Source organism: Agrobacterium sp. B1(2019), from assembly GCF_008274755.1.
In the GTDB taxonomy this organism is placed as follows: Bacteria; Pseudomonadota; Alphaproteobacteria; order Rhizobiales; family Rhizobiaceae; genus Agrobacterium; species Agrobacterium salinitolerans.
In genome coordinates, this window is sequence record NZ_VTPB01000001.1 from 1687828 (window position 1) to 1700690 (window position 12863).

Annotated in this window: 9 protein-coding genes; 3 read left to right on the forward strand and 6 right to left on the reverse strand. The window is 58.1% G+C overall.

Annotated features, from left to right (window positions below):
• Positions 1 to 45: 45 nt before the first annotated feature.
• Together AGR1_RS08405 and rpoZ are read right to left on the reverse strand one after the other, a co-directional pair.
• Positions 46 to 2280, reverse strand: a complete 2235-nt coding sequence (locus tag AGR1_RS08405; RefSeq protein ID WP_080793072.1) for a bifunctional (p)ppGpp synthetase/guanosine-3',5'-bis(diphosphate) 3'-pyrophosphohydrolase — start codon at positions 2278 to 2280, stop codon at positions 46 to 48.
• A gap of 132 nt (positions 2281 to 2412) precedes the next feature.
• Positions 2413 to 2805: a DNA-directed RNA polymerase subunit omega gene (gene rpoZ / locus AGR1_RS08410; protein WP_035262680.1), complete on the reverse strand. Its 393-nt coding sequence runs from the start codon at positions 2803 to 2805 to the stop codon at positions 2413 to 2415.
• A 392-nt stretch (positions 2806 to 3197) separates the two neighbouring features.
• Here rpoZ and AGR1_RS08415 point away from each other — a divergent pair, with 392 nt between their 5' ends.
• Entirely contained in the window at positions 3198 to 3767 is a 570-nt protein-coding gene (locus AGR1_RS08415) for an NYN domain-containing protein (RefSeq protein ID WP_004440903.1), read from the forward strand.
• A gap of 214 nt (positions 3768 to 3981) precedes the next feature.
• Positions 3982 to 5481, forward strand: a complete 1500-nt coding sequence (locus AGR1_RS08420; RefSeq protein WP_137410016.1) for a globin-coupled sensor protein — start codon at positions 3982 to 3984, stop codon at positions 5479 to 5481.
• 62 nt (positions 5482 to 5543) lie between these two features.
• Here the strand turns inward: AGR1_RS08420 and smpB are convergent, their stop codons facing one another.
• Together smpB and dapA are read right to left on the reverse strand one after the other, a co-directional pair.
• Positions 5544 to 6026, reverse strand: a complete 483-nt coding sequence (gene smpB / locus AGR1_RS08425; protein WP_003524122.1) for an SsrA-binding protein SmpB — start codon at positions 6024 to 6026, stop codon at positions 5544 to 5546.
• 160 nt (positions 6027 to 6186) lie between these two features.
• Positions 6187 to 7071 (reverse strand): 4-hydroxy-tetrahydrodipicolinate synthase, encoded by an 885-nt coding sequence (dapA, locus tag AGR1_RS08430; protein WP_026363477.1) that lies wholly within the window; start codon positions 7069 to 7071, stop codon positions 6187 to 6189.
• Positions 7072 to 7433: 362 nt separating this feature from the next.
• Here dapA and AGR1_RS08440 point away from each other — a divergent pair, with 362 nt between their 5' ends.
• Positions 7434 to 9506: a lytic transglycosylase domain-containing protein gene (locus tag AGR1_RS08440; protein WP_187772086.1), complete on the forward strand. Its 2073-nt coding sequence runs from the start codon at positions 7434 to 7436 to the stop codon at positions 9504 to 9506.
• Between the two features lie 145 nt (positions 9507 to 9651).
• Here AGR1_RS08440 and AGR1_RS08445 read toward each other — a convergent pair whose 3' ends face one another.
• Both AGR1_RS08445 and AGR1_RS08450 read right to left on the reverse strand, forming a co-directional pair.
• Positions 9652 to 10671 carry a porin gene (locus tag AGR1_RS08445; protein WP_149146684.1) on the reverse strand — a complete coding sequence of 340 codons (1020 nt, stop codon included), beginning with the start codon at positions 10669 to 10671 and terminating at the stop codon, positions 9652 to 9654.
• 547 nt (positions 10672 to 11218) lie between these two features.
• A complete protein-coding gene (locus AGR1_RS08450) occupies positions 11219 to 12307 on the reverse strand; it encodes a porin (protein ID WP_149146685.1) in 1089 nt (362 codons plus the stop codon).
• Between the last annotated feature and the right edge of the window lie 556 nt (positions 12308 to 12863).

A 12863-nucleotide genomic window follows, 5' to 3' on the forward strand; every position in this document is an offset into this window, starting at 1 on the left:
CGCATAACAACGACCTTGCAGTGCTTACAAAAGATCAAAAATGCCTCAATCGAAGGCACGCGTTACGGTCGAGACGCAATCGAGATCCTTGAGCTGCGACAGAAGCTGGTTCAGCTGCCTGAGATCCCAGACTTCGACATCCAGCGCCAGCTCGGAGAAATCCGTGCCGATGCGCACCATGTTGAGGCCGCGAATATTGACGTCCAGCGTGGCGATCGATTGCGCCACGGAGGCGAGCGTGCCCGGCTCGTTCAGTGCATTGATCATCACCCGCGCCATGAAGCGGGACTTGTTCGCCTCATCGAGGTCCCAGCGCACATCGATCCAGCGCTCCGGCTCATCGTCGAAACGCTGCAGCGCCGGCGCCTGAATGGGATAGATGGTGATGCCCTTGCCCTTTTCCATGATGCCGACGATGCGGTCACCCGGAACGGCGCCGGCCGCACCGAAATGCACGTCGACATTGCCGGAGAGACCACGGATGGGCAGCGGGTCCGGCCCATCCAGCATCTCGGCCGCGCCATCGTCCTCAAGCACCGAGCGCGACTTGCCGGGAATCTTGAAGACCATGCCGGAGGCGCTGCGCATGTTGAACCAGCCATCGTCGCCGGTCATCTTCACCGTCACGCGCTCATCCTGATAATCCGGATAGACCGCGCGCAGCACATCGAGCGAGGAAACCTCACCGCGGCCGACGGCGGCGATGGCGTCTTCGACATCCTTCTGCGCCAGGCGATGCAGCACGGGCTTCAGCGCTTCACGGGAGAAGGCTTTGCCGGCGCGTTCGAAGGTGCGCTCCAGAATGCGATAACCAAGGCCGGAATATTGCTTGCGGATGGCCATGCGGGTGGCACGGCGGATGGCCGAGCGGGCCTTGCCCGTCACCACCACCTCTTCCCATGCGGCGGGCGGCACCTGCACGCCGGAGCGGATGATCTCCACCTCGTCACCATTGTTCAAGCGGGTGACAAGCGGCATGATCCGACCGTTGATCTTGGCGCCGACAGTGGTGTCGCCGATATTGGTGTGCACCGCATAGGCGAAATCGATGGGGGTGGCGCCACGCGGCAGGGCGATCAGCTTGCCCTTCGGCGTAAAGCAGAACACCTGATCCTGGAACAGCTCGAGCTTCGTATGCTCGAGGAATTCTTCCGGGCTGTCGCCTTCGGCCAGCGATTCGATGGTGTGGCGCAGCCAGGAATAAGCGTTCGATTCCGGCGAGAGCAGATCGCCCTCCCCGTTTTCGCCATCCTTGTAAAGCGCGTGAGCCGCGATGCCGAATTCGGCGATCTCATGCATGCGCTTGGTGCGGATCTGCAGCTCGATACGCTGGCGCGAAGGACCGACGATGGTGGTGTGGATGGAGCGATAATCGTTCTGCTTCGGCGTGGAGATGTAGTCCTTGAAGCGGCCCGGCACCACGCGCCAGCGCGTATGCACGATACCCAGCGCCCGGTAGCAGGAGGGAATGTCATCCACGAGAATGCGGAAACCGTAAACATCGGACAGCTGCTCGAAGGAGAGTGACTTCGACTGCATCTTGCGGAACACCGAATAGGGCTTCTTCTGACGCCCCTTCACGCCTGCCCCGACCAGCCCGTTCGCCACGAGAAGCTCGCGCAACTCGTCCTCGATCTTCTTGATCAGCCCTTCATTGCGCGTTTCCAGCTCCTGAAGCCGGTTGGTCACCGTCTCATAGGCTTCAGGGTTAAGGTAACGGAAGGACAGGTCCTCCAGCTCGTCGCGCATATCCTGCATGCCCATGCGGCCGGCGAGCGGCGCATAGATTTCCATGGTTTCTTCGGAAATGCGGCTGCGCTTGTCGGCCGGCATATATTCCATGGTGCGCATATTGTGCAGACGGTCGGCGAGCTTCACCAGAAGAACGCGCACGTCGTCGGAAATCGCGAGCAGCAGCTTGCGAAGGTTTTCGGCCTGTTTCGCCTTGCGGGTAACGAGATCGAGCTTCTTTAGCTTGGTCAGTCCCTCCACCAGCCGACCGATATCCTCGCCGAAAAGCTCGTCGATTTCTGCGCGGGTGGCGGTGGTGTCCTCGATCGTATCGTGCAGCAGCGCCACCGCGATGGTCGATTCGTCGAGATGCATTTCAGTGAGGATCGCGGCAACTTCCAGCGGATGCGAAATATAGGGGTCGCCATTGGCCCGCTTCTGCTGGCCATGTTTCTGCATCGCGTAAACATAGGCCTTGTTCAGCAGGGCCTCATTCGCATCCGGTTTATATTTTTGAACCCGCTCAACGAGTTCGTATTGCCGCATCATGCGATATTCCACAAAAAGAAAGCGCGCCAACCTGAGGGTCGGCGCACAATGCTGCATCAATAGGGATCAGATTATGACGGCAACTATTGACAGACAGTAACCGCCGCCTGCCAATGGCATCATAAAACCGGATCAATAATCGTCGTTTTTTTCCGGCGGCACAAGGCCTTCGATACCGGCCAGCAGTTCTTCTTCCGACATCTGGTCGAAAGTAACGGTTTCCGGCTGGTCGTCTTCTTCGCCATCGGCAATGGCGGAAGCGGCGAGCGTGACCGGATCGGGCTCGGGCTCGTCCACTTCCACGTGCTTCTGCAGCGAGTGAATCAGGTCTTCCTTCAGATCGTCGGGAGACAGCGTCTCGTCAGCGATTTCGCGCAGCGCCACAACCGGGTTCTTGTCGTTGTCGCGGTCAACCGTGATGGAAGACCCTTGAGAAATCTGGCGCGCACGGTGGCTGGCGAGAAGCACCAGCTCGAAACGGTTGTCTACTTTATCAATGCAATCTTCAACTGTGACGCGGGCCATTGCCTGTCCTTTGCGGGTCGTAATGTCGTGGATCAGAGCGCCGTGCGATGTTCGGGGTGCACAAGGGTTGCTCTAACCTATTGAATCTGCGCTTCGTGCCTTGCGAAAAACATTCAAGATTTCTCGCGACGACGCTTTCCAGCCTCCGATACAGCCATTGGCCGCGGAATTCAAGTTTTTCCTGTCTTTGGCGTCTTTTGGCACCATATCGCCCATGTTTGGCGTCTGATGAGCAAAATGTCTAGAAGAATTGTCTTGGAATAAGGGGGAAGGTAGCTTACTTAAAACGCAACGGCGACACGCAAAGCGCGTTGATACGACATGTTTTTTTGCGTCATCGACCGGATATAAAAGCCAGATAATGGCCTTTCCAAGAAAAGGAATGGGATGGAATGTTCGATCCACGGGAGAAAATTGCGCTCTTCATAGACGGAGCCAATCTTTATGCAGCATCGAAAAGCCTGGGATTCGATATCGACTACCGCAAGCTCCTGAAGGCGTTTCAAAAGCGCGGATACCTGCTGCGCGCCTATTATTACACGGCGCTCATCGAGGATCAGGAATATTCCTCGATCCGCCCGCTGATCGACTGGCTGGATTATAACGGCTACAAGGTCGTGACAAAGCCGGCGAAGGAATTCACCGACGCACTCGGCCGCCGCAAGATCAAGGGCAACATGGACATCGAACTGGCAGTCGATGCCATGGAACAGTCCGAGACGGTCGATCACCTGGTGCTCTTCTCCGGCGACGGCGATTTCACCACGCTGGTGGATGCGCTGCAGCGCAAGGGCCGCAAGGTTTCGGTGGTTTCCACCATGGCCACGCAGCCTGCGATGATCGCCGACGACTTGCGCCGACAGGCCGATCACTTCATCGATCTGATGACGCTGAAGGCCGAGATCGGGCGCGACCCGAACGAGCGCCCCGCCCGGCACGCAGAGGGTCCGGAGACGGTTTAATCCGGCTCAAACCGCATGCTTTTCAGAACGCGTCCGTTGGAAAAAACGGACGCGTTTTTGTTTGAAGTCTGATCGGCAAGGTAAAAATTGCAATTAGAATTAACAAACATCAAATCCGGCCAGTTAAAATTATATCTTGATTAATTTTAGACGTGTCTAAATCACGCAACGACACCAGCGACGTGATTTGGGTGTCAAAGCAGGATGACTAGACATGCGTGGCCAAGAAAAAACCGACCGACAGCTTGATGAAAGACTGAATTTTCTGGGGCTCGGTCACGAGCAACGGCAAAATCTTTCAGACATGAAGGGCGTCATCACCGGCTCCCTCGATGCGTCTCTGGATCGCTTTTACGCCAAGGCCCGCTCGGTGCCGGAGACGGCGAAGTTCTTCACCAGCGACGCGCATGTGCAGCACGCCAAGGGCATGCAGCTCAAGCACTGGGAGAGGATAGCCTCCGGCACATTCAACGCGGATTATACCGATGCCGTGACCGCCATCGGCCGCACCCATGCAAGACTGGGGCTGGAGCCGAGATGGTACATCGGCGGTTATGCGCTGATGCTCGATGGCATCGTCAAGGCACTGGTCGAGTCCGAGCTGAAGGGCCTTTTCATGGAAAAGAAGGCCAAAAAGGTGAAGGACGCCTTGTCGGCCACCATCAAGGCCGCCCTTCTCGACATGGATTATTCGATCTCCGTCTATCTCGACGTGTTGGCCGCCGAGCGGCAGAAGGTGGAAGCCGAACAGGCGCAGATGAAGAAGGAGCAGGAGCACGTTCTCGCACTGCTCAACAGCGCTCTCGACAGGCTGGCCAATGGCGACCTCACCTCCAGTATCGGCGAAAAAACCGCACCGCAATTTGAAGGGCTGGTCGCCAATTTCAACGCTGCGGTCGGCAATCTCTCCGGCGCATTTGCGCAGATCGTTGAAGAGGCGAACAAGATTTCCGGCAATACGCGCGAGCTGACATCTGCGACCGACGACATGGCTCGCCGCACGGAACAGCAGGCCGCCGCCCTTGAGGAAACCGCCGCCGCCGTCGAGGAAATCACCACCATTTCCAAATTGTCGGCGCAGCGTTCCGAAGAGGCCAAGGCCATCGTCGAAAGCTCGGCCGTTGAAGCCGCGCGCTCGCGCGATGTGGTAACGGAAGCGGTGAAGGCGATGGGAGCCATCGAGGACTCATCGCAGAAGATCACCCAGATCATCTCCGTCATCGACGAGATTTCGTTCCAGACCAACCTCCTGGCGCTGAATGCCGGCGTGGAGGCCGCGCGCGCTGGCGAGGCCGGCAAGGGTTTCGCCGTCGTCGCCCAGGAAGTACGTGAACTCGCACAGCGCTCCGCCACCGCCGCGAAGGAAATCAAGACGCTGATCGCCAAGTCTTCCGAAGACGTGATGCAAGGTGTTTCGCTGGTCAACAAGACGGGCGAATCGCTCAATACGATCGGCAACAAGGTGGATCACATTCAGGAACATATCGCCTCGCTGACCAAGGCGGCGCAGGAGCAGTCCGTCGGCATCCAGGAAATCAATGCCGCCATCAGCAGCATGGACAACCTGACCCAGAAGAATGCGGCCATGGTGGAAGAGACGAATGCGGCAACGCATAATCTGAGCGATGTCAGCGCCAATCTGGCGGCGCTTGTCAGCCGGTTCAGCGTTTCGACGACGAAGGCGCATGTGGAGCGGACGTACCGGGCGGCGTGACGGGCATCAGGCACCTCCCTCTCCTCATTCCTGTCTCGTCACAAGAATGAGGGAGGCGGGTCTCAGGCGTTGCCGCCCTTCAGCAACCGCGATTTCTGCCGGTTCCAGTCGCGTTCCTTCTCCGTCTCGCGCTTGTCGTGCAGCTTCTTGCCCTTGGCGAGCGCCAGTTCCAGCTTCGCGCGACCCCTATCGTTGAAATAGATTTTCAAGGGCACCAGCGTCATGCCTTCACGGTTGATACCGGCGCGCAGACGGTTGATCTCGCGCTTGCTCAAAAGCAGCTTGCGGCGGCGGCGCGGCTCGTGGTTGAAGCGGTTGGCCTGCAGATATTCCGGCAGGTGGGAATTGATGAGCCAGATTTCATCGCCCTCGTCCGAAGCGTAGGATTCGGCGATATTCGCCTTGCCTTCGCGCAGCGACTTGACCTCGGTGCCGGTCAGCACGAGCCCTGCCTCATAGGTGTCGATGATTTCGTAGTTGAAGCGAGCCTTGCGGTTTTCCGCAACGATCTTGTTCACCACGCGCTGGCTGCCTTTGGGGGCCATGATATTTCAATCCCTTGTTTTTCTTATTGCGCCTTCGGCTTACCGCCGAGAGCGGTTTTCGAACCCCTATTTAATGTTGTCGCCGCGAAAAGAAAAGGCGCGCCGAACGGCTTCTGTCGCGAAGCGGTTCAGGGCGCGCCTTAAACGCTTTCGGGCTGCCTCAGTTCATCAGGCCGGCATGCTTCAGCGCCGCATCGATGGCCGCTTCCGTTGCCGGTTCCAGCGTGCTCATCAAGGGCGAGCGGACCCGGCGATTGCCGCCGCGGGTCTTCGACAGCGCATATTTGGTGCCGCAGACGCCGGGCTCCATGAAGATCGCCTTGTGCAGCGGCATCAGGCGATCCTGATATTCCAGCGCCTTGGCATAATCGCCGGCGAGCATCGCCGCCTGGAATTCCGAACAGAGGCGCGGCGCGACATTGGCGGAGACCGAAATGCAGCCGACGCCGCCATGGGCGTTGAAGCCGAGCGCCGTGCCATCCTCGCCCGAAAGCTGGATGAAGTCCTTGCCGCAGGAAATGCGCTGCTCGGAAACGCGGTCGATCTTGCCGGTCGCGTCCTTGACGCCGACGATGTTCTTATGCGCCTTGACCAGCGCGCCCATGGTTTCCGGCGACATGTCCACCACCGAGCGCGGCGGGATATTATAGATGACGATCGGCAGTTTCACGGCTTCGGCGACTGCCGAGAAATGGGCGAACAGGCCTTTCTGCGTCGGCTTGTTATAATAGGGTGTGACCACCAGGAGCGCATCCGCGCCGGCTTCCTGCGCATGCAGTGCAAGCTCGATCGCCTCATCGGTATTGTTAGAGCCTGCGCCCGCAATGACCGGAACCCGTTTCGCCGCCACCTCGATGCACAGCTCAACGACACGTTTGTGTTCGTCGTGGGACAGGGTTGGAGATTCCCCTGTCGTGCCCACGGGCACAAGTCCGCTGCTGCCTTCGGCGATCTGCCATTCCACATGGGCGGCAAATGCCTGTTCGTCCACGGCGCCATTGTCCGTGAACGGGGTAATGAGGGCGGGAATTGATCCCTTGAACATGCAAAGCTCCTGGCGCCGAGCCGGTTCATGCTTCGGCCGCATTCGATGGTTAAAACCGGCACACATTAGAGCCAGCCCTTGACGCCGACAAGCGCAAAGGCACCGTATTTTGTCCGAAATTGTCGGAAGTGTGACAGTCTCCGGACCATGACCGGAAAGTGCAAAAAGCCGGCACCGAAAAGAGACGTCGCTCGCGGGCCGGTGAATAAAAGTTGATTGAATTGCGGGGCGGTTATTAAGATTTCATTAAGGCTGAAATCTCAAGATTCCGGTGTGGGACATCAGACCGTTTTCGGCAATCCTGCTGCAATGAAGCGATATTACAGGAAAGTCGGCAACGCCTTTACACAATGAAGAACGGCATGAAAAAGACAGTCTGGGGATTGATGGCGGCGGGTCTTGCCGCAACCGTTTGGAACGCATTGGCCGGGCCGCTGCCGGAAGGTGCGGCGCCGCTTCCCTATGTCAAGCCGAATGCGCCGACCGTTCCGGCCTTCATACCGGCCTCGCCAGAGATCACCGGCGCCATACCGCGCCTCAACCGTCCCGACGATATCAGCCAGTTGAAGGCCGGCCTCGACGCGCTTTCCAGCCGGGACGCGACCCGCGCAATTGCGCTGCGCAACACCATGCCGAGCGGCAGTCTCGACCGCCATATACTCACCTGGGCAATCGCTGTTTCCGGGCAGAAGGATGTCGCTTCCGCCGAGATTGCCGCAGCCCAGCGCGAACTTTCCGGCTGGCCGGGCGCCTCCGCCCTGCGCGCCAACTCCGAAAGAGCGCTTTACCGCGAAGATCCGCCCGCACCCCAGGTGCTTGCCGCCTTCGGCAATAGCCGGACGGAAACCGCGGAAGGCGCATTCGTGCTCGCCAAAGCGCTCGCCTCCTCCGGCAAGGTGGCAGAATCGCAGCGCCTCATTCGCCAGCTCTGGGTGAGCGAAGGTATGGACAAGGACATGGAAGACCGTGTGCTTGCCGAGTTTCCCACCTATCTGACGCCCGCCGACCACAAGGCGCGCATGGATTATCTGATGTATCGCAGCCGCATCAGCCAGGCCAAGCGTTTCGGCGATCTCGGCAAGGCGCAGTCGCTTTATAATGCCTGGGCGGCGGTGCTGCAGCGGTCCGCCAATGCCGGCGCATTATTGGGCAAGGTCGACGCCTCCTGGCGCAACGATCCGACCTATCTCTTCGCGCGCATCGAGAACCTGCGCAACCAGCAGAAATATCCGGAAGCCGCCGTGCTTCTGCGGCAGGCGCCGAAGGAAACGGCCAGGCTCGTCAACCCCGGCGAATGGTGGAATGAGCGCCGTATCGTCGCCCGCGGCCTTGCCGATCTCGGTGATTTTGCCGAAGCCTATCGCATCGTCGCCAATCATTCGGCCACTTCACCCGTCGATATTGCCGATGCCGAATTCCATGCCGGCTGGTATGCGCTGAGGGCGCTGCGCGATCCGGCGGCGGCCTCGCGCCATTTCAATACGTTGTTGCAGACGTCGAACCGGCCGCTTTCGGCATCGCGCGCCTATTATTGGCTCGGACGGGCGGCGGAAGCGGGCGGACCGGGAAATGCCCGTGACTATTTCGAGAAAGCCGCCGCGCATCCCGGCACGTTTTACGGCCAGCTCGCCGCCGCGCGGATAGGTAAGAAGACACTGAACGTCACCTATCCAAGCCCCAGCAGCGGCGACCGCGAACGTTTCGCCGGCCGCGAAGCCGTGCGCGCCATCGACCGGCTGGAAGCGGCCGGGTATGGCTGGCGGGCTGACAGCCTTTACCGGTCGCTGGCGGAACAGCTCGACAGCCCCGGCGAACTTGCCATTCTGGCGGCGCGGGCGGAGGGCAACGGCAATCATCAGGTTTCGCTGCAAATCGGCAAGACGGCGTTCAGCCGCGGCATCGATGCGGCCGCACTCGCCTATCCGCTCGGCGTCATTCCCGCCAGCGCCAATATTGCCGGCTCCGGCAAGGCGCTTGCCTATGCCATCGCCCGGCAGGAAAGCGCCTTCAACCCGGCCGCCGTCTCCGCCGCCAATGCGCGCGGCCTTTTGCAACTGCTGCCCGGAACCGCCAAGGGCGTGGCCGGACGCCATGGCCTGCCCTACACCCAGGCTCGGCTGACCACCGATGCGGGTTATAACGCCACGCTCGGCGCGCATTACCTCGGCGAGCAGATCGACAGTTTCGGCGGCTCCTATATCCTCACTTTCATCGCCTATAATGCCGGGCCCAAGCGCGTGCCGGAATGGATCGCCCGCTATGGCGACCCGCGCGGCAAGCCAATCGACGAGGTGATTGACTGGATCGAGCGCATCCCCTTCCCCGAAACCCGAAATTACGTGCAGCGGGTGATGGAGAATTATCAGGTTTACAAAACGAGGCTCGGGCAGCAAGCCGATATCGTTGACGACCTGCGCCATGGGCGGGCGGGATAGAAACCCCGCACATCGGTTGATCGCTGTTAAACTATCGAAGCACCGGCAGGCCCGGTGCTTTTTTTGTTTAATGGACTGACCGCACTCAAACGAAAAACCCCGGCATTTCTGCCGGGGTTTCCATCACTGACTATGTCAGATCAGATTAGAACGAACGCTGAAGGCGAACGAAACCGGTGACTTCGTCGTCACGACCATCTTCGTCGTAGTAGTTGGCGGTGATCTTGGTAGCCAGACCTTCGGTGATCTTGTAGTCAACCGTCAGACCAGCAGTCCAAGCGTCACGGTCGCCAACGAAGTCACCATCAGCCGCTACGTCGAGCTTGCCGAGGTATTCAAAGCCAGGGGTAAGTGTCAGGCGATCGGTTGCCTTGATCGCATACTCAACGGCAACAGCCCATTCAGACTTCGCGTAGTATGCGTTGTCGCCAGAAGCCCATACACCGGCAAGACCGAAAGTACCCGGGCCGATATCTGCAAACAGAATGCTACGGATAGCAACGTTTTCTGCATCGAAATCGTAGGAAGCGATCAGGTTGGCCGTAACAGCGCCGAACGTGCCGCCGATCATGCCGCCGATACCGACATTGTTGTCAGCGCCGTACTGGAACTGACCGTACTGGCCTTCAAGCTCGTCGACCGAGATCGCGGCCTGGAAAGAACCAGCATCGTAGGTGTACTTGATCGAGTTGAACAGGGTGTTGGTCGACAGAATGTCGGTTTCGCCGTTCAGATCGTCATCCCACCAGCTATAGAACTTACCAACCTTCAGCCCGCCGAGTTCGATGAACGCCTGGTCAACGAAAACGCTGGAGTCAGCTGCTGAACCGTTGTCGGCATTGCCACGGAAGCCGATGAAGCCGCGCAGAGCACCGAGTTCGGTGTCAGTGCGGGTGTCGACTTCGAACTGAGCGCGCGTGAACGAATCCCAGTCAGAGGTGCCCGACGAATCACGGCCGAAGTTGGTCTGGAAACGAATGTAACCGCCGAACTTCAGGCAGGTTTCGGTGCCGGGGATGTAGAAGAAGCCGGTGCCGAAAGCGTCGCAAACGCGAACGTATTCCATGGGCTCAGGCTCAGCAGCGACGATAGCGTCGGCAGCGTGAGCGCCGGATACTGCTGCGAGAGCCGCAGCGGAGCCGATGAGAAGGCTCTTGATATTCATGGTTGACCTCCAGTCAAACGCTTAATCTTCTAAGCAGCGGGTGGGAGCACTTCAGAAATGCGTGCCGCTTATGACATCGATTAGAGCCAAAACCGCCCGCACAGGCAATCGCAATCGTGACAGAAGGAAGACAGTAAGGTGTCCTTAGTTTTTCATTGTTGCGAAATAGCTACAATTCTAACGCACCTCGCCGGATTTATTAAAGAATGGTTAATTTCCAATTTATTTCAGTGACTTAGCTGGGGACTTCAACACTCATCCAAAAACAAGATATATACCATCGGGAAATCTGGCCATAATTGGGACGCAGCAAATTGTCCAAAAGTTGATCTGCACGTTGCCGAATCGATCATTTTGCAATCCGGCCGCCCGCAATTTCGATTAATCTGGCGCTGCCATCGGTGACGAACACAGAGCGGATTCGGCCAATCTGAATCACAAGCGATAATCGATCGCTTAAGCCCGATGCCCACACCCAAAGATCGCCTTAATACAAAAAAGCCCGGCTCGAAAGCCGGGCTCCCATTACTGACACTGTCAGATCAGATTAGAACGAACGCTGAAGGCGAACGAAGCCCTTCCACTGTTCCTGGTCTGCGCCGTCTTCGTCGTAGTAGTTAACTGCGACCTTCGTGGAGAGACCCTGCGTGATCTTGTAGTCGATCGTTACGCCAGCCTGCCAAGCGTCGTTATTAGACCAGTCGTTGGTCAGGTAGTACTTCGTGTCGTCAACAGTAGCCGAGAAAGCAACGTTACCGAAGTACTGAGCGCCGGGGGTGATCGTCAGACGGTCAGTTGCCTTGATTGCGTATTCAGCAGCAACTGCCCATTCAGACTCTGCGTAGTAAGCATTTACGCCGGAAGCCCAAACACCAGCAAGACCGAACGTGCCAGGACCGATGTCAGCCGTGGCGATCAGGCGGATAGCGCCTTCTTCCTGGTCGACGTCGTAGCCGCCGATGAGCTGCAGGGATGCAGCGCCCAGTTTGGCGCCGAGGCCGAGAGCGATACCAACGTTGTTGTCAGCTTCTTGAGTTACGTCGATCAGATCGCCAGCACCGTCGAATACAGCAGTTGCGAACTTGGAGTTCGTGCCTTCGAGTTCGTCAACCGAAACGCCTGCCCAGAAGGAACCAGCGTCGTAGGTGTAACGAATGGAGTTAAACAGAGCGTTCGTGGAGAGAACGTCAGCTTCGCCAGAAAGACCATCGTCCCACCAGCTGTAGAACTTACCGACCTTCAGGCCGCCGAGTTCGATGAACGCCTGATCAACGAAAACGCTCGAAGATGAAGAAGAACCGTTGTCAGCGTTGCCGCGGAAGCCGATGAAACCGCGCAGAGCACCGAGTTCGGTATCGGTGCGGGTGTCAACTTCGAACTGAGCGCGGGTGAACGAATCCCAGTCAGAGGTGCCAGACTTGTCACGACCGAAGTCGGTCTGGAAACGGATGTAACCGCCGAACTTCAGGCAGGTTTCGGTGCCGGGGATGTAGAAGAAGCCGGTGCCGAATGCGTCGCAAACGCGAACGTATTCCATGGGCTCAGGCTCAGCAGCGACGATAGCGTCAGCGGCCTGTGCGCCGGATACTGCTGCGAGAGCCGCAGCGGAGCCGATGAGAAGGCTCTTGATGTTCATGGTTGACCTCCAGTCAAAGTTTTTAAGTGGGTCTGGGTACTTTCGCTGAAGGACAGCATTCCCTGCCCCATTCCCGTGTTCTTAGAAGCCAAACGATCCACCGCCTCGCTTCTGGTGGTGAAAATACAAAAGGTTTCGCCGCATGCAATCGCCAACATCCGATAAATAGCATTTACGTATATGCTTCATTTCGATTTGTTGCGGAAACAACACACCATGCGCTGTCAACCCGCAGGCGGCTTTACCATGCGTTAAGAAATTGATTGAAAATCCGTTAGTTAGTGAGATTAACAAGATATTTACAAACTGCCGGCTTTTTCGGAGAAACCTTGCCTCGTCGGGCAAGAAAGGTGGAAACCGTCGCATCCTTACACCCCTGCATCTGACACACCCTCACGGCGCGCGTGAAGAGACGAGGGAAAAGCCAAGCCGTTTGACACCGATTCCCCACGCAACGATTCGAGGGACCAACGTCGTATCGATCGCGTCTATTTGCTCGGGATATCTGATGTGATGAGGCGGCGTCGCATTCGACAATTGGCTTTTATGATCGGCA